Origin of the sequence: Fuerstiella marisgermanici (assembly GCF_001983935.1) — a bacterium.
Classification (GTDB): domain Bacteria; phylum Planctomycetota; class Planctomycetia; order Planctomycetales; family Planctomycetaceae; genus Fuerstiella; species Fuerstiella marisgermanici.
This window is the reverse complement of sequence record NZ_CP017641.1, coordinates 3555872-3574893: the sequence shown is the minus strand read 5'-3', so window position 1 is coordinate 3574893 and position 19022 is coordinate 3555872. Positions and strand designations below refer to the sequence as shown.

Annotated in this window: 11 protein-coding genes; 8 read left to right on the top strand and 3 right to left on the bottom strand. The window is 56.5% G+C overall.

Features of this window, described 5'->3' with window-relative positions:
* The first annotated feature begins 134 nt into the window (after positions 1 to 134).
* A complete protein-coding gene (locus Fuma_RS13455; protein ID WP_077024589.1) occupies positions 135 to 2291 on the top strand; it encodes a M50 family metallopeptidase in 2157 nt (718 codons plus the stop codon).
* A gap of 19 nt (positions 2292 to 2310) precedes the next feature.
* Here Fuma_RS13455 and Fuma_RS13450 read toward each other — a convergent pair whose 3' ends face one another.
* Complete coding sequence (locus Fuma_RS13450; RefSeq protein WP_077024588.1) at positions 2311 to 3048, bottom strand: response regulator transcription factor; 738 nt, start codon at positions 3046 to 3048, stop codon at positions 2311 to 2313.
* A gap of 874 nt (positions 3049 to 3922) precedes the next feature.
* Here Fuma_RS13450 and Fuma_RS13440 point away from each other — a divergent pair.
* The 6 genes from Fuma_RS13440 to Fuma_RS13415 all read left to right on the top strand — a co-directional run bounded on the left by Fuma_RS13440 (position 3923) and on the right by Fuma_RS13415 (position 14555).
* The gene (locus tag Fuma_RS13440; protein WP_077024586.1) at positions 3923 to 4948 is read left to right on the top strand and encodes an acyl-CoA desaturase; all 1026 of its coding nucleotides are present in this window, start codon (positions 3923 to 3925) and stop codon (positions 4946 to 4948) included.
* Between the two features lie 175 nt (positions 4949 to 5123).
* Positions 5124 to 8264, top strand: coding sequence for a tetratricopeptide repeat protein (locus Fuma_RS13435; protein WP_077024585.1), 3141 nt, complete (start codon positions 5124 to 5126; stop codon positions 8262 to 8264).
* A gap of 122 nt (positions 8265 to 8386) precedes the next feature.
* A complete protein-coding gene (locus tag Fuma_RS13430; protein WP_077024584.1) occupies positions 8387 to 9424 on the top strand; it encodes a MotA/TolQ/ExbB proton channel family protein in 1038 nt (345 codons plus the stop codon).
* A gap of 7 nt (positions 9425 to 9431) precedes the next feature.
* Positions 9432 to 9872, top strand: a complete 441-nt coding sequence (locus Fuma_RS13425) for an ExbD/TolR family protein (RefSeq protein ID WP_077024583.1) — start codon at positions 9432 to 9434, stop codon at positions 9870 to 9872.
* 58 nt (positions 9873 to 9930) lie between these two features.
* Entirely contained in the window at positions 9931 to 13185 is a 3255-nt protein-coding gene (locus tag Fuma_RS13420; RefSeq protein ID WP_145944151.1) for a hypothetical protein, read from the top strand.
* The gene (locus Fuma_RS13415; RefSeq protein ID WP_083732027.1) at positions 13182 to 14555 is read left to right on the top strand and encodes a PhoPQ-activated pathogenicity-related family protein; all 1374 of its coding nucleotides are present in this window, start codon (positions 13182 to 13184) and stop codon (positions 14553 to 14555) included. Before Fuma_RS13420 ends, Fuma_RS13415 begins: the two co-directional genes overlap by 4 nt.
* A 23-nt stretch (positions 14556 to 14578) precedes the next feature.
* Here the strand turns inward: Fuma_RS13415 and Fuma_RS13410 are convergent, their stop codons facing one another.
* Entirely contained in the window at positions 14579 to 15769 is a 1191-nt protein-coding gene (locus Fuma_RS13410) for a hypothetical protein (RefSeq protein WP_077024581.1), read from the bottom strand.
* A 366-nt stretch (positions 15770 to 16135) separates the two neighbouring features.
* On the opposite strand from Fuma_RS13410, the gene Fuma_RS13405 reads away from it, so the two are divergent.
* On the top strand, positions 16136 to 17650 hold the full coding sequence (locus Fuma_RS13405) for a sulfatase family protein (protein ID WP_218922434.1): 1515 nt from the start codon (positions 16136 to 16138) through the stop codon (positions 17648 to 17650).
* Positions 17651 to 17770: 120 nt separating this feature from the next.
* On the opposite strand, the gene Fuma_RS13400 is transcribed toward Fuma_RS13405, so the two are convergent.
* The gene (locus Fuma_RS13400; protein ID WP_077024580.1) at positions 17771 to 18823 is read right to left on the bottom strand and encodes a hypothetical protein; all 1053 of its coding nucleotides are present in this window, start codon (positions 18821 to 18823) and stop codon (positions 17771 to 17773) included.
* Between the last annotated feature and the right edge of the window lie 199 nt (positions 18824 to 19022).

Genomic DNA, 19022 nt, shown 5'->3' with positions numbered 1-19022 from the left:
GACTTCCGCGGTCACTCTGCACCTTGCAGGTTCTCTTTTCTACGATTATCCGTGTTCACTCGTGTCCATCCGTGGTTCCTTCCACCTCCACACTGCAACTTCAGCCATTTCAGTTTTAACCACGGGGTGGTAGCGTGACGTTTTCGTGGGTCAAACGGTCTGATTTGCAGATCGCGCCGCATGATGCTGGCGGGTGGATCGTGAAAGATCCGCTGACATTGCAGTACGCTCATTTGGAAGACACCGAGTACCACATTCTTAACCTGCTGGACGGTCGACGACAGGTGTCTGAATTGCTGGCCGCCGTGAAACGAATTTGCCCATCGGCTGGTCTGACGGCGGAAGACTTTGCTCAATTCATTCGAACTCTTGCCAGCCATCAGCTGATTCGGCAAACCGGCGGCGAAGACGGAACTCGTCTTTCCCAGCCGCGAGCGACGTCATGGTTCGGAAAGATGCTTCGAGCCGCGCTGTCGGTTCTTCGGTTGCGAATCAAGCTGCTAAATCCCACGCCCGTCATTGATTCCGTGATGCCGTTCGCGGTGCCACTGTTTCAACCGCTGGTGATTCGGTGCTGCGTCGGCCTGATGGTAGCGGCGACTGCTATGGTTGTGCTGCGGTTTGGTGAGGTGACTCGACAATTGCCAAGCATGTCGCAGTTTTTGGGTCCTCAGAATCTGGCAGCGCTGCTGGTGATCTTTGTCGTCGTCAAGCTGCTGCACGAAGCGGGCCATGCGTTTACCGCGAGGTACTTCGGAGCGGAATGCAACGAATGCGGCGTCATGCTGATGGTATTCACGCCGGTGTTGTACACGAACGTCACAGACAGTTGGCTGCTGCCTCGGCGGCAACGCATGCTGATTACAGCGGCAGGCCTGTTTGTGGAACTCGCCATCGCCGCCGTTTGCACTCTGTTGTGGTGGAATGCCGAACCGGGGCCAATGCGGTTTCTGTTGCTGAATACAATGCTGGTCTGCAGCGCCAACACATTGCTGTTTAATGGAAACCCGTTGCTGCGATTTGACGGTTACTATCTGCTGACGGACTGGCTTGGCATCCCGAACCTGGCTCAGCAATCATCCGCAACCGTTCGGGCCGCGTTGTTGAAGGTGTTGACGGGGCGTTCAGTGATCCAACAACCGAATGGCTACCGACGCTGGCAACTGCTGGCGTACGGGATTCTGTCGAGCCTATATCGAATGCTGCTGACGTTGGTCATTCTGCAGCTTATCGATAGCCTCGCGGCAGAATGGCGTGTGCAATTTTTGGGGGCGGCGTTATCGCTGGCAATTTTGGTCGGTTTCATCGGTGTTCCGGTGCTGTTGTTTGTCATGCAGGTTCGCGGCGTTGTGAAGGACGCGGCACAGCACAACGGAAATCCGGCAGGGACGCGACTCCGCATCGTAGCCTGCTGTATCTTGATTGTCGGCGGTTTGCTGATCCCGTTGCCGCAATCCGTGGTGGCCCCGGCGTTTGTGCAGCCGACCTCACAGCCCGTGTTTACGCCCCTGCCGGGGCAACTGCAAACGTCTATTCGGTATGGTGACCGTTTGCAGGCAAGTCAGCCGGTCGCGACGCTCAGCAACAACGAACTGAATCAACGCGGCATGGAATTGACGGCGGCCGTCAACGATCTGCAACTGCAGCTCAACGCTTTGCGCAGCGATCCGGAAATGGCGTCGTCGGAATTACTGCCTCAGCTTCGCGAAAGTCTGTCAACGGCCGAGCAACGCGAACGGCAATTCCGCACAGAGCTGCATAAGCTAACAGTCGCAGCACCGACATCGGGCGTGTTGTTGCCGCCGCCACGCGTTCCCGTGCAGCTAGAAAACCGGCTGCCTCAACTGTGGCATGGCAATCCACTGGATCCAGAAAACTCGGCGGCGTGGCTTCCGCGAGGTACGTTATTGGGTTTCGCAGGCGATCGACGTGACGTGCGATTGCTGATCGCTGTCGGCGAAGACAAAGTGCAGCTTCTAGAATCGGGGCAACGCTTCGACTTCCTGCCGACCGGATCCGCAACGACAAGGACTTCCGGAACACTGAAGTCGGTCGTGAGCCTGCCGTCAGAAGAATTGCCAGTTTCGTTGGCGATTGCCGGTTTCGTGAACGGGCGTGCAGAAGCCGACGTTGTGCGCCCAGCCGACATTACCTATGCAGTAAGCGGTCAACTGGATTTAGTCGAGAACCAAGCTCCGCCTGCCCTGTACAGCACTGGGCGCGTTCGAATCGAAGTGCAATCCGCTTCGCTTCTTCAGCGTCTTCTGCGGTACTTTCGGCAGACGTTTTAGCTGGCGATGGTTGACGGAATTACGCTTCGATCAAGCCTTCGCGAATCGCCCAGCGGCACAGTCCCACACGATCGGATGCGCCGATCGTTTTCATGATTCGGTACTTGTGGCTCTCAACCGCTTTGGCACTGATGGAAAGATCAAGCGCGACTTCGGATACGCGACGCCCTTCCGCAATTCGCAACAGCACATCCCACTGACGATCGGTGAGCTTCTTCAGATGAGCACTCGCGATGCAGCGAAACTGGCCATCTCGGGTAAGTTCCACGCGTTCCTTCAGGAATGGGGACAGTACGGGGGTGCCATTCGCAATTCGCAACAACTGTTCATTTAGATTTCTCATCGAATCCTGACGCGACAACAGCCCGGTGACCCGGTTATGAACGACAAGATCGATCTGGCGATCGGTGAGTTCATCTGCAAACACGACAACCTTGGTTTCGCCCATTCGCACAGCCAACTCAGACAGAATTTCTCGCACCCCTTCGGTGACGATGCGTTCTCCCAGCAGCACGACAGAAGGGCGTTTCGTCCGGATGGCTGACAATACCTCCTGAGCCTGCGATGTTGATTGAATGTCCTGAAAACCGCCATAAGCTGACAGACTCCATGCGATGGCTTCCGTATTCAGCTTGTTGCCGTCTGCCAGCAGCAATCCCGACCCGTGGATGCTGTTCTTTTCTGTATCTGTCGAAGGGCGTGTGCCAACGTTCGAGATTTCAGGGAAGGGGGGACTGCTAGAATCTGCGGTGTTCATCTTCGTGGCTCCAGGGTGTCATTCATGGTGAGGTAGATGTGGCATGTTATGAGTCCAACACCTAATTTGTGAGGGGTCCCACTCCTGCCGTGATGAGTTCTATGTAAACAAAGACAACTTATTTACACGGAAACCCCACAGGGTAAAGTCCCTAGTGGGGAATTCGTGTAGAGGGTTTGTCCTCATTCCCCAGGTGGTTGTTTGTGTCGTCAGCGACCGCGTTTCGGTAGGGGTTTGCAGGACCAAGCCAGCACAGCCGTTGAAACGATAACTTGGAGAAATCCAGCAAAAAACGGGGCTCTAGCTGTTTGAAACCGGTTTTCGCGGAGTGCCAAAGCGTGCATTGTTACCGAAAGCAGCTGAGCCAAAGGCAGAGCGGCATGTTTGCGGGTACCCACACCCCGCCTTCGGTGCGCACAATTTTGTTGATTTTGTTTCGGCAGAATCGGCCAACAGCACTGTGACGACATGCGGCAAATTTTGCCTGTTCTTCAGGGGACGCGAAACAACGTCCCAGCTCTCAGCTGCGCGAGCGATCTGGTGCCCCCATCCGTCTGCGTTACGGGCTCACTTCAGAATGCCGGAAGCGTGATGCTGAACCCCAATGCCTGGAATTGAGACGACTTGCAGCAGGTCAAACGCGGCTGTGGGGGCGACGTAAACTGCTTTTCTCAATGGCTTTACGGTCGTGACAATCCTTTGACCAATGTTTGACGACGGTCGGACAGACTCGGGTTGAGCTACGACGATAACCCACGTATCGTCGAGCAGGCGAACGGATTTGCCGCCGACATGTTCGGTGCGTGCTGAGGAAATGTCATCAAAGGAAGGCTGCGGAAAGGCACTCTTCCACAATCAAAGGTATGAAACAACGATGAGCGGTTCACTGACGACGCTTGGAATTCCCAAAACGATTTCTCCCGAAGTGGAAGCTCGGCGTGCAAAATCGAAGGCCGATGCGGAAACGTTGCAAGCTTCGTTTTCGAAAGACCAGCTTCGCTGGGACAACGTCGACTGGGTAGTCACGGGATTCCTGTTTTTCATCCATCTGGGAGCGTTGGCAGCATTTGTGCCTGCGTTCTTTAGCTGGCAGGGACTGGCGATTTGTCTGGTGTTGCACTGGTTTACGTGCAGCGTCGGCATTTGCCTGGGCTATCACCGGTACCTGTCTCACAAGTCGATGAAGCTAAGAGCTCCGGCGGAATTCGTCGTATTACTGGCTGGCAGCCTGTCGGGCGAAGGTTCTCCGATGTCCTGGGCGGCGAACCACCGCCTGCACCATCAGAAATCGGATCAGGAGGGCGACCCGCATTCGCCATTGATTGGCACATGGTGGTCTCACATTATGTGGCTGTTCGTTCAGCGTAAAGAAACTGACAAGATGCTGCTGTGGGAGAAGTACATTCCAGAACTTTTGGAGCGTCCCATGATGAAGTTCTTTGAACGCACATTTCCGCTGTGGCTGTGGGCTCAGGGACTGGTTTTGCTGGCTGGCGGCTGGGCGTGGGGCGGTTGGCAGATGGGCGTTTCGTTCCTTGTGTGGGGCATGTGCGTCCGTATGGTCGCGGCTTATCATTCCACATGGTTTGTTAATTCCGCCACTCACTTGTGGGGCTATCGCAACTATGACACTCGCGACGAATCACGAAACCTATGGTGGGTTGCTGTTCTGGCCTACGGCGAAGGCTGGCACAACAATCACCACGCGCACCCAAGTGTCGCGCCGGCTGGACACCGCTGGTGGGAAGTTGACATGACTTGGTGGGCGATTCGAGCTCTTGAAATGACGGGCTTAGCGTATGACGTTAAGGCGAAGCTGCCAGTGGGCCGGAAGGCAGACGATCGGGACCATGCTGAAGCCATTGATGCGGCGGAACCCGTAACGGTTGAGGCGGCATAGTCCTGGGAAGGCATTTCTAAATGCCTACTGGAGTGCACGAAATCATATGAGTGGACAAGTTAACGCCGGGCAGCAAGTGTTGCCCGGCGTTTTTCTATGCGCAATTGCTGCTTGAAATTTAGGTCACAGACGGGTATTCCTTACTCGATTCCCTTTCTTTTCAGAGGACTCTGAGATGACGTTACGCAGTCTCAATGCGTTGCTGATTGCGCTATTCGTGTTGGTGAGCTCCGGTCCTGTCCAGGCGCAGGAACAGGAAACGGAAGCGGCCACTCGACAGTATGCCGTCGCAGTCGGATTTCAGAATCAGAAACTGTTTGACGCCGCAATTGATGAATGGCAGACGTTTCTTAAGAAGTTTCCCAAAGATCCGCGAGTCGATCGGGCGCACCATTATCTGGGTACGTGTTCGCTTCAGGAAAAGCAATATGCGGATGCCATCGCCGCGTTTCGGACGGTGTTGAAAGACTATCCCAAGTGCGAATTGCTGGATCAGTCGACGCTGAATCTTGGCATCGCATGGTATGGCCAGGCCCAAAAATCGGGCAAAGACAACGACTATCAGAATGCGGAACGCGCGTTCGGGCAGATGCTGGCGAAGTTTGGTGACAGCGAGTACGCCGCGCGAGCGCTCTATTATCGCGGCGAGTGTCTGTATCAACTGAAGCAGGTCGACAAAGCCGCTGCCGCGTACGATCAGTTTGTGAAAAAGTATCCCGATCACGAACTCGCCGCCGACGCGATTTACGCGCTGGGAACGGCTCAGGAAGTTCTGAAGCAGCCCGAACAGGCGCTCGCCAGTTTTTCAACCTTTGCGACAAAGTTTCCAGAACACGAACTCGTCACCGAAGTGCAAATGCGTCGCGGTGAGATTCTGTTCGACAACGGGAAATTCGCGGACGCCAATCCGGTCTTCGAAGCCGTCAGTGGAAAGCGAGACTTTGAGCTGGCGGACGTCGCCATGCTGCGCAACGCTCGCTGCCTGTACGAACTTGGCAAAGTCGACGAAGCGGCAAAGCTGTATTGGAACGTGCCACGCGAATTCAAGAATACAAGGCACTATGACGCCGCGATTTTAGCCGGAGCGAAGTGCTACTTCCTTCAGGAGAAATACAAGCTGGCTCGCACGGGCCTTGAGCAGGTGATGAAACGCGACTCCCCCGAAGCCCCTGAGGCAACTCAGTGGATGGCGCGGTGTTTGTTAAAGGAAGGTGATCCGAAACAGGCGTTGCAAGTGGCAGAACAGGGGCTGCAAATGTTCAAAGGGGACGCCTATCGCCCGGAACTCGACCTCGTACGCATCGACGCCATGTACGAATTGCCACAGCAGCGAGAAAAGAGTGCTGACCAGTACGCAAAGTTTGTCCGCAGGAATCCCAAAACGGACCTCGCACCTCAGGCACAGTATATGGCCGCTCTAGCGTCGCTGGATGTCAAAAATTACGCGGCAGCCAAAGGTTTCGCGGACGATTTTGTTGAACCATTCCGCGACAGCAAGTTGATGCCGGACGTGATGTTCATCGCGGCTGAAAGTCGTCTGTTGCTGGGGGAACACAAAGCGGCGGCGGAACGTTTTCGAGCCTTTCTGGAGGCGGCTCCGGGTCATGCGAATGCGGAACAGGCGAAGGTACGGTGTGGTTTGGCGCTGTCGTTGGCAGACCAACACGATAACGTCATTACATGGTTCACCGGCGTTGTGCCGCAGCTTCAGGATGCGTCGTTGAAGAGTGAAGCACTTAGCATTCTGGGACGCATACAGCTTGAAAAAGGGAACGCGAAAGCGGGTGCAGAAACATTAAAGCAGGCCATTGCCACAAAACCGGATCGCCCCGGCAACGATGAAGCCTATCTGGCGCTGGCGGAAGCGTATCGGAAGCTGGGTCGCAGCGACGAAGCGGACAAGCAACTGCAGATACTGCAGACCAGTTTTCCCAAAAGCCGTCTGGCCAGCGAAGTCGATTTTCGCATTGCCGAAGCGGCGTATGGTGCCGAGCGTTATCAGGACGCGATGCAGGCGTACAAGCGAGTTGTGGCGAAGCATCCGGATAGCGATTTTGCTCCGCACGCTCAGTATGGTTTGGGCTGGACTCTTTTCAGTCTCGGCGAGTACCAGAAATCGTCTGCGGCGTTGACGACGCTGCTGGACAAGTACAACTCCTCTTCGATCGCGCCGAAGGGGTTGTACGTGCGAGCGATGGCGGCCTATCAATTGGGTGATTTCGCCAACGTGTTAAAGGACGTTCAGGCATTTGAACAAACAAAGCCCGCGAAGAATGACAGGCTCGATGCGGAGTACGTCAAAGGCCTGGCCGAAGCGGGCCTGAAGAAGTTTGATGCCGCCACAAAAACGTATCAAAACATTCTCAGCGACAGCAAGGACTACGCTGCAGCTGACAAAGTCGCTTACGAACTTGGCTGGGCTTATGTCGAACTTGGCAACACGGAGAAAGCCGTTGCGACGTTTGGTCAGCTTGCTAAGACCTGGCCTGACAGTCCGCTGGCGGCGGAGTCGCTGTTTCGTGTGGGCGAATCGTACTACGACGCAAAACAATTTCCTCAGGCAGCACAGGCGTATCAACAGTCGGCGGCGAAGTCGGCGGAAGGTGAGATCGCAGAAAAGTCGATGCACAAGCTTGGTTGGAGTTTGCTGAAGGCGAATGACCTGCCGGGGGCTCAATCAGCATTCGCTGAGCAATTGCAGAAGCATCCCGAAGGCGAACTGGCTGGAGACGCGAGATTTCTGATTGGTGAATGTCTTTACAAACAGAAAGACTGGGCGGAAGCTCGCAAAGCGTTCGAAGCAGTCGCCGCGGCTGGCGACAGCAACTACGGACCTCTGGCGATGTTTCGAGCGGGCGAATGTGCGGCGTCGCTGGACGACTGGGCCGGAAGCAAGGCGTGGCACCAAAAGGTGCTGACCGAACATCCCGACTTCGAAATGAAAGCGGAAGCCCGCTACGGTGTTGCGTGGGCAATCCAGAACGAAGGCAAGTTTGATCAGGCGATCCCTCTTTACGAACAAGTGACCGAAGAAACAGATACAGAAACGGCCGCCAAGGCGCGGTTCATGATCGGCGAATGCTGCTTCGCTCAAAAACAGCACAAGGACGCAACCAAGCACTTTCTGAAAACGGCGTTCCTGTACAACCACAAAGAATGGTCCGCCATGGCGTATTTCGAAGCGGCTCGCTGTTTTGAAGTTCTGAAGGATGTTGAACAAGCGAAGACGTGTTACGAAAACCTGATCACGAAATACCCACAACACAAGAAGGTGCAGGATGCGAAACGCCGGATAAAGGAGTTGCAGGGCGCGTAACGGTGTCAGGCGTATCCATGTAAAACAGGCTGGCGGAATGCTGACCTGATCGATCCAAAGCCGAATCCCTTCTTTGATTACACCATCCGATTCGAGAAACCTCAGACCTGAAGTCAACGCTGATGCGTATCCCAAAACTTCGCGGCCCATTCAACGCCCTTCGATGCGTCGCGTTTGTCCTGACGACGTCGCTGTTTTTGCCGGCGGCTTCGGTCGCTCAAGAACCTGCTGCGGACGTCGCTCCTGTCGCGACTCCCGCAATGCCCAGTTTGTGGGACCTGGCTGTGCAGGGCGGCTGGTTCATGATTCCGATTGCGGTGGCATCCGTCATCACCGTGGCGTTCACTCTGGAACGACTGTTCGGACTCAGCCGCATGCGGATACTGCCTCGGAAGCTCGTGCGTCAGTTGCGAAACGTCATGAACGATCCGTCGTTCGACCCTCGCAAGTTATGGGAAGCGTGCGAAGGCAACCGGTCGCCACTGGCGAATGTCACTCGCGCGGCGGTGCTGAAAACGGGCCGCCCGCATGCAGAAGTTGAGATGGCCGTCATGGATGCGGTCGGTCGCGAAACGGCCGGGATGACTCGCAACTTAAGACCGATCAACGTCGTGGCCAGCATCGCGCCGCTGCTGGGGCTGCTGGGAACGGTGCAGGGCATGATCATGGCGTTTATGGTGACCAGCACCACAACGTCGACCGGTACCGCAAAGGCGCAGGAGCTGGCTCATGGAATCTACACAGCTCTGGTCACAACGTTCGCGGGCCTATGCGTCGCGGTCGTGTCGGTCATTCTGGCGAATTTTTTAGAAGGGCGAGTCGAGCGACTGCTGCGGCAGATGGAAGCCATCTTTCTCGACCTGCTGCCGAAGCTGGAACGCTATGAAGGGCGGTTGCGAGTGGTCGAATCCAGCGATCCGGGAGATCGCGGCATTAAGGTGAAGTCGGTGTCAGGCGGCACCGCATCGCAGAAGGCAGATGCGGATTCGGCCGCGGCCAAAAAACAGGCGGCTCGCAAACTGGGATCACCACGTCGCATCGTGCGATCGGCCACCGGCTCAGAACCGGCCGCCGCTGGTGCCGATCCGGATTCAGATGCCGATCTAAGCGGTGCAAACCGGACGGCGCGTGGAACTTTGCGAACGAACTTTGACAAGTAGCCGATCGATGAAATTTGAACTCAAAAAAACGGCGGGGAAGCGGCGAGTCGACATGACTCCGATGATCGATTGCGTGTTCCAGTTGCTGTTGTTCTTTCTGGTGGCCAGCAACTTTCAGGAACAGGCTCGCATCACGGGCGAAGGCGAAATGGGAGCCAACCTGCCAGCCGTTGCCGCGGCGATGCCCATGGTCATGAAGCCTCGCGAAATGATCGTCAACGTCGACGACGGCGGTGACTTCTACCTTGACGGGCAACTTTATACCGAACGCCAGTTGGCCGAACGCTTTAACCGAGCTCAAACCGACAACCCGGGTAACCAGTCGGTCGTGATTCGCGGCAGCGAAGGAGCGGAATGGAAGTATGTGGCTCGCGTGATGGGCCTTTGCAACCAAGCCGAAATCCGAGACTACCGCGTAGCTGTAATTCCAGACGAAGAGAACGAGTAAGGAACCTCAAACTCGCCCTCAACTCTCAACCCTCAACCCCCTCAACCCGCAACGCCCCATGTCCAGCCTGTTAAGAATGACCGACGAAGAACTGCAGCAGCATGAAGCTGGCGGTCGCTTTGCGCTTGTTCCGGCGTTGGGCTTGTCGGCGGCTGCCGGCGTTTTGGCGTTCGCCGGAATGTGGTTGAAGTATTCGCCCGGCGACGAAGTGCCCGTCACCGGGATGGACTACCTGAATGGACAGATCGCTCTGTCGTTTGGGCTCGGCATAATCATGCTGGCGACGGCGTATACCATCCGCAGTGTCGTCGTCAAACGCCTGCAATGGGCGGTACTGTTTAGCCTGATGATTCACCTGATGATTTGCGTTGGCTTGCGAACCGTTCGAGTCGACGTGCCGCTGACCGCGGTGGCCGAAGTAGGCGACAGCGACCACCCGATGCGTGAATTTACCATTCCCGACTACGGTGGTGCGGAATCAATTTCGACGGAACCGCAGGAGTGGGAACGTCCGAACGAAACGGATGCTCACGAATCGCAGCAGCATCAACTGCAACGTCAAACCACCGAAGTCACGCCGCAGGCGGAACCGGACGAAGTTGAAATTCAACGGCAGATTGAAATGGCGGCCATGCCGGAACGCCAGCGACAACAGGAGCAGATGGATCGAGCGATCGAAGTCGAAATTCAACGACAAAATCAGCAGGCCAGATCGGATGCGCCTGAGCAACTGCCAACGCCCGAAGTTGAAACGCCAGAAAGCCAACAACCAGATTTGGAAGCCGCAGCGATGGAACGCAGCGACGCCGATCTGACAGATGCCGAACGGCAGCAGCAGGATGTGGAAAATCAGAACACTCCACAAATCGACGCCGCGCGTCTGGCTGCGCGGTCAGAAATGCGGCCGCAGCAGTTGATGCAATTGGAAGTGCAGCCGCGCCAACGTCAGGCGGCTGCCGCTGCAACGGCGGAAACGAATGCCGAGGCTGTCGAAATTGCTCCCGCTCGGGACGCACGTCAACTGGCCGCTCAAATGCGAGCCACCGAGGCCGCTCGTCAGGCGGATTCCAGCTTAAACGATCAGCAGCGAACCGACATGTCGTCGCCTTCGTCGTCGTCGCAAACGCGAGTCGAAAGCGTCAGTCCATCTCGTGCCGCGTCGGCCGCCGACGTGGCCGTTTCGGCTCCGTCCAGTGGTGGAGCTGCGGCTTTGCAGCGTAGTACGTCATCCAGTGGTCGCAGCACATCGGCCGCCAGCACGTCTGCAGAATCGGTGGAAGTCGCGGCGGCTGTTGGCGCAGGTTCGCCAGCCCTGACCGCTAATTCATCCGCGTCAAACGTTGCTCGCGGAAGTTCGTCGGTGCCCAGTGGAGCGGCTGGCGGCGGTGGAGCGCCTTCGATGCGGCTTAGTCAGTCCGGAGTATCAGCGTTGGAAAGCGGGACGGTCGGTCGCGGCCGAGGATCGCAGTCGGGGCCCAAGCTAGGCGATTCTGTGAACGCCGAATTCTCCGGCGGCAGTGGTCCGCGAGGTTCCGCAGACGGCGCACCACGAGCGGTGGGCACGCGAGCTCAGGAAGTCACGGTCGGATCAGTGGCAGGCGGCGCGGGGTCTTCAGAACAGGTTCTGTCATCGGGCCCGTCGTCAGCCGCTTCCGGCGCAGGCCGCAGTGGAGGCGGTTTGCCAGCGAGCTCGGGATCATCGCCCGGTGAAGGCGTCGCGTTAAACGGTACCTCCGCCGGCAACCGCGGCGTCGCGATGAATGCGGCTGGTCGCGCAGGACTGTCGGGGGCAGCAAACGACAGCGGCGGTGCTCGACTTCGCGGCGACATCACGGGCGGGCGAGGGTTGTCCGGCAGCGGCCGATCGTCACGAGGTGCTGCGGCAATTTCACTTCCTGCCGGTGCGTTGCAGGCCGAGCAGTCCGGAGCGTTAGTCTACGCCGGGCCACAGGAAGGCGGCGGCTCTGGCGGAACGTCGGGGCGACCGTCTGCTTCACGCGGCACACTCATCGGCCCACGATCTTCCAGCGTAGCGCGACGAGCGGCAGGGCTGCCAGGATCCGGCCGGGGCTCAACGTCGATCGCGCGGACGAAGCCTTCGCTTCCGGGCGGTTTAAGCGCGGGCCGGTCGCCGGCTCGCAGTTCCACAGGCGGCCCGCGTCCGTCGCTCGCCACGTCCAGTGAACTGGCGGGGCTGATCAAACGCAACGTTCCCGGCATCAGTAACATTCATACCGAACGCATCAGCGCTGCGTTTTCGATGAGAACCCCGGATGCTCGCGCGGAAGCAGTCGCCAAACTTGGCGGCAACGATCAGTCTGAAGCCGCCGTCGAACGCGGGCTGCAGTGGCTGGCCGCTCACCAGTATGCGGCGGGCAACTGGAGCATTCATGCGATGAACTGCGAAGGCCATGATTGCGGCCAGCATGGCACATACGATGCAGATCCAGCGGCGACAGGGCTGGCACTGTTGGCATTTCTGGGAGCTGGCCATACTCACGAAACCGGCGACCACAAGAAGCTGGTTCAACGGGGTCTCGACTGGCTGATCAAGAACCAAACGGACGAAGGCGACCTGTTCGCTGCCGAAACGGAATTCGCTCGATTCTATAGTCACGGCATTGCCGCGATCGCTCTTTGTGAAGCGTATGGGATGACCAAAGATCGCAAGCTGCAAGAGCCCGCTCAGAAGGCGATCGAATATATCGTGAAGTCGCAGCATCCGGAATTCGGTGGTTGGCGATACAAGCCGCGGTTCGAATCCGACACGTCTGTTTCCGGCTGGCAATTGATGGCCATGAAAAGCGGTCAAATGGCGGGACTCGACATTCCAAAGCCCGCGTACGACGGCGTTCGAACGTGGCTGGATTCCGTCGAAGACACTTCTTCACCTGGCCGCTTTGCCTACCATCCAACTCGGAAAATGAGCGAACCGATGACGGCCGAAGGATTGCTGATGAGGCAGTACCTTGGTGCTGGACGAACGGACAGTGCCGTGACAGCGGGGGCCGAATATCTGAAACAACGTCTGCCGCGTTCTGATGCCCGCAACGTTTACTATTGGTATTATGGAACTCAGGTCATGTTCCACATGCAGGGCGAATACTGGGACGAATGGAACGCTGCGTTGCGAGACATGCTTGTGGAGACTCAGGAAAAAGGTGGCCCCACGCGTGGCAGCTGGGCTCCTGAGAATCCCACCAAGGACACATGGGGCCGGTCGGGCGGGCGACATTATGTCACGTGTCTGAACCTACTGATGCTGGAAGTTTATTACCGTCACTTACCACTCTATATTGAATTAACGCCATGAATGTTGTGCCGTCGTTACTTCGCGTGTTTGTTTTGTCGATCAGCTTTGTTGCAATCGTCGGCAATTCTTCGGTCTTCGGCCAGGCTGTGGCAGACGCAGTCGCAGCTACACCTCCGAAAGCCACACCGACAGACAGTGTGCCAACCGCATTGCATGACTATGTGGCCCGCCCTGAACCCGACTTTGCGTGGAAGGTTGTTCGTCGTCTGGAAACGCCGGCCGGAAAGCTGACGGAACTGCGTCTGACCTCCCAGAAATGGCACGACATTGTCTGGCAACATGCTGTTGAGATCTTCGAACCGAAGACGTTGAAGTTTCCTTCGCACGCGCTGTTGTTTGTGACCGGGGGTTCTCAACCGCCGAAGTCTGCAGACGCAGGCACCATCGGTATGGGAACGGCACTGGCAGAGACATCAGGTATGCGAGTTGTCGTGTTGCACCAGGTTCCCAACCAGCCACTGTTTGATGGTCGCAAGGAAGACGACCTCATCACAGAAACGTGGCTGAAATACCTGGAAGACGGCGATGAAACCTGGCCGCTGTTATTTCCGATGGTCAAGAGTGCCGTCAAAACGATGGACGCGGTACAGCAGCTTTCAAAGGATGAGTACAGCACTCAGATCGATTCGTTTGTGATTACCGGCGCATCAAAACGAGGCTGGACAAGCTGGCTGACACCAGTCGCGGACAAACGCATCGCCGCGACTGCACCGATCGTGATCGACACGCTCAACTTTCGAGCTCAAATGCAGCACCAACTGGATACGTGGGGCAGCTTTAGCGTGCAGATCAAAGACTACAGCAGCAAGGGACTGATTGTTCTGGGAGAAGAATCCAAACGCGAAAAACATCTGCGTTTAATGATGGACCCTTATACGTATCGAGAGCAACTCACGCTGCCCAAGCTGCTGGTGAACGGCACCAACGATCCGTATTGGGTGGTCGACGCGATGTCTAAATACTGGGACGATCTGAAAGGGCCGAAGTATATTATTCAGCTTCCCAACGACGGCCATGGCCTGAAGGGCGGCCGCGAAAAAGCATTGCGCACTGTCGGCGCATTTGCTCGGATGAATGCTGACGGCCAGCCACTGCCGAAGCTTCAGTTTAGTTGCGATGAGGCGGCAGATCGCTACGTGCTGTCCGTCGTGAGCGACACCGCTCCGGAATCCGTGTTCTTCTGGCGAGCAAATTCCACGGACCTTGACTTCCGCGATGATCAATGGGAGTCACAAGAAATGGCGGCCAGCGAAGACGGATCGTTTCATCAGAATTTTGCAGCCGAAGGGCACACCGCCGTCTTTGCAGAATTGATCTTTAAGACGGACGGCGTGCCATATTCGCTGTGTACACTGATTTATCGTCGATGACGAAAAGTTAAGTCGACCAGGCCTTATTGCTCTGAATCAAAGACGCCTCGCTGCCGTACGAGGATGGCTTCGAACTTCACATTATCCAGGTCGCCGTCTTCTGTCAGCCCGTCAAACGCTAATCGGACACTGACCACGGGAGCGACCCAGACGGCGTCAAAACTTGTTTCGGCCGCAGGCTTTTTCAGAACGGACGCTCCGATTTTCCGGATGATCGTTCGCAGGTCTGTGCGAGGAATCTCGCTGGTTTCCAGCCTCGCAACATGGCGATTGCGCCGACCGACCTTCATGGCAAACAGCAAGGCGGTCGGTGCGTTGTATTCGTTCGTTTCCACACCGTAGACGTAGCAGTTGAAAGTCTCGAACGTTGTGTCAATTTGATCATCCGTCAGGTCTTCCATTCCGGAAAGCTTGTCGGGCAAATTGCCAAGCTCATTCAATGCCTGCTCCATTGTCATGGGGCCGTTGGCGAGCCCCGCAGCCTCTTCCATGTTCGCGACTTCTGATAACGCTTCCTGCATCGAGACTGGATTCTTTTTACCGGCCTGAGCGTTTGCGGCAGCGGTGACGGCACCGATCAGTTTAGCGGGGCTGATTTTCTTGGGCGAAGCATCCGTGCGAAACGGGGCCGAATAGTCGATGCCGCCGATAATCATCACGGCCGTAAAGACGGCCACCATGCCACACACCATCGCCTGCACGCGTTTGCATGTGGCGGGAAGGCGAGCGATCGTCGGTTGCCAGATGTTGAACCAGCAAAGGATCACGTCGTTAAAGTTAAGCCGACGATCGTTCTTTAAAGCGAAGCGAGCGGCACACAGATGTGCGATCAGCATGGTGATCGCTCCCAGCACCAGCTGTGCCAGAGCAATAAGTCCGCGAGGGCTGTCTTCACGCGGGTACACGGTGCGAATTGTCACACTGAAAATGGTGATAACCGAAACGCCGCCCAACATAACCCAAAACCAAACCGGAATGGATTGTAGCGCACTGCGGTTGTCCAACTGTTCCTCTTCCGGCAGATCGGGAAGATCGTCTGCCCAGGAACGGCCATCGGCTACGCCATTATCGACCGTCGGGTAGTAGTTGCATTTCGGACACCATGAAGATTCGCCCCATGACTCCGTTGAGTGGCATTTTGGGCATGTTTCTCCAGCATAAGCAGTGGCTTCGGAACGTACTTGTCGTTTGGAAGGAGATTCAGCGACAGTCATATCAAACCTATGGGCCGGGGGTCTGCGGTGGTTGGTTCAGTGATCGCGAATGGAATATCACGATGTGTTGGCATACGGAAACATAGGTTAAAACCAACGGCTTGCGGCTCATTCCGCTAACTATGGGGGGATCTCCGCAGTTGCATAATCATCATTTTCGGAACACGTCCTACTCGTCGGTGGAAACGCCAGGCCAACGTTTTCAAATCCGGTCGGCACCATGCACCTCGCGCTGCGAAATGATGTTGCTCGAACAGGATGCCAATCAGTTGTACAACACTTGATCAGCATTGCTGTCGCGTGCATGCGGCAAGCCGAATCGACGGCACTTCAATCAAGAACGCACTGTCAACAGAAAGCGGTTTCATGCGGACTGTGAAATTTCCACCACGTTGCGTTGTTCAATTGTTCGCGGCCCTGACCTTCGGAATGCCGAATAAAGCCGCAGCGGAAGGCCCTCAAGCTGGCCCACCCAACATTGTGGTCATGTTGGCGGACGACATGGGATATGGAGAACTGCAGTGTCTGAATCCAAAGCGCGGCCGCATCCCGACACCGCAACTTGATGCCATTGCAGCGTCGGGCATGATCTTCACAGACGCTCATAGCGGCTCGTCCGTCTGCACGCCGACTCGTTATGGACTGATGACCGGCCGCTACGCCTGGCGCACACGCTTGCAATCCGGGGTCCTCACCGGCGGCGAATCATTGATTGCTGACGATCGCTTGACGCTGGCGAAACTGCTAAAGCAGCAGGGCTACCACACGGCCATCGTCGGCAAGTGGCACCTGGGAATGCTTTTCGACGGCAAGCACATTCCCGGCAAAGTGCCCGTGGGAAGCGTGGTGACTCACGGGCCGATTGATCGAGGCGGCTTCGACGAATTCCATGGCTTCCACCACGCTCGCCAGATTGAAACATGGATCGATAACAACGAAGTCATGGCAACGATTAAACCCGTCGACATGCTGCCCCGTCTGACGGAAGCAGCGGTGACGTACATTGATTCGCGAGCCAAAAACGACGCCCCGTTTTTTCTGTATGTACCGTGGAGTTCTCCGCATAGCCCTGTGGTTCCGTCACCGGAATGGCAGGGCCGCAGCGGCCTGAACGCTCATGCCGATTTCGTCATGCAGACCGACGACAGTTTTGGCCAGGTCGTGGCAGCACTCAAACGCAACAAGCAGTTGGACAACACGCTGATCATCTGCAGTTCCGACAACGGCACGTCTGCGCCGACGTCTAAGATGGAACAACTGCAGGCGAAAGGGCATTTTCCCAGCGGAGACCTGCGAGGTTCAAAGGCCGATATCTGGGACGGCGGGCATCGGGTTCCGTTTTTGGTGTCGTGGCCGAAGGTGGTGCAGGCGGGATCGGAGTGCGAAGGATTGGTGTGCTTGACGGATGCGATTGCTACAGTCGCTGATGTGCTGAACGTCAAGCTGCCTGAAAACTCGGCCGAAGACAGTCTCAGTTTTCTTCCAGCGTTGAAACGTGAAACCGACCACCATGCGCGGACGACTGTGATCCATCATTCCGTTGCCGGATATTTTTCCATCCGCCACAACAACTGGAAGCTGTCGCTCTGCCCGGATTCCGGCGGCTGGACGGCCCCCAAACCGTCGGCAGCCAAGTGGGCTAAACGCCGAGCCGACAACCAACCGCTGGTGCAGCTGATTGACATGTCAGCCGACATCGGCGAACGAAACAATCTGGCAAAGCTGCAGCCCAAACGTGTGGCCGAGCTGCAGACAATGCTGAAGATTTACGTTATGCTCGGTCGCAGCAATATCGGAGCTCGTCAGCAGAACGATGCCGAGATCGTGATTTACAAGGAACCGCAGGCCAGAAAAAAGCAGGCTGGCCAAAAACTTAACTGACGGTGGAAGTCGACCGGCGCATTCCGCGCACTTCGCGAAAGGTTGCGCACCGTCGACCGGGTGGCTACCAAACGTTCCGGACCTCAGGCGGGTAGTCGGTTTGCCGTCCGCTCATGTTCTCTACGGAAACTTAATCGTAAGCCCCAGATTCACCTGGCCGGCCACTTCGTTTGTCGGTGGACCGATGGGTTGCATTTTTTGTACTCGGCCAAGGCCCGCGTTCAGGTCGACGGACATGGATCCCTTCCGAAGGTCTGTGAACTTGTAGGATGCGCCCAGCGTTCCGCCCTGTTTTCGCTGCATGGCTTCCTGGACGGCATACGCCGCCAGGTTTACGCTCAACGATGAGCCACCCATGTTTGTGCCGTACGCGATTCCCATTTTGATATCGTAGGTCACGTCGTTACTTCCGGCAGGTGCATCCGGGTTGATGCTGTAGCCGACGCCACCCTTGCCAGTCAGCTTCACGCCTTTGCCAGCGTTGACCACAATTTCGCCCTTGGCATTTGTGCTGGCGAAGCGGTCATCTTTGAAGCCCGCGTGGAAGCTGACTTTTGTTGAAACCGCCTTCCATTTGGCGGAAGCAAACGTCGTAGCTTTGACCGTGCGCGTCGACGGTTGGAACTCGATGTCTTTGACGCCGATTTCCACATTGCCCAGCACTTTAAAGCGGACCACCTTGTTGGCCAGCTTGGTCATTTGAGCGGCCGGCCAGTCGCCCGACTTGCTGACGTACATCGCCGTCACGCCGCCCAGCGCCAGCACTGAGCCGACGATGATCAGCCCCGTCTTCTTTTCGTTTAAAAAGATGCCGACGGGCGAGTCACGAAACGCGCACTCGAGTTGCTGCAGGCTCCTTTTGACCTCGCCAAATTCCTTCGACGCGGTGATTTCTTTTTTCGCAATGGCTTCGGCGGCGCCTGCGGCTTTTTTACCGACGGCGCCCAGAAATTTGGTGCCGTCTTCGTTGGTAATTGCTTTGCCGCCCTGCTGCTTTTTCATCAGCCGTTTGGCTTCTGCCATCAAAGCGTCTTCAACCGCCTTGCTGACTTTGGGGCTCTTTAGAATCTTTTCGATCAGTTCCGGAGAATCGGCGATCGTCTTTTCGCCGAAATCAATTGCCAGAACGACCGTTTCCTGAGCCGCATCGATTGTTGTGCCACATTTGCCCATTTCGATCTCCGCATTCCTCGTACTGCTTTTCGCGACATCGCCGGAAAATCTGGCCCGGCTGAACTATTGTCCGTCAGCGGGCAAATGAAACGTTAGTTTCACAGAAAATACGGTCACCGCAAAAAATTTCAGATTCTGCAAAGATATCGCGAACGGCAGCAGACGCCCGCCATTTCGGTTCTCTTTGTTCTCCTGTTTT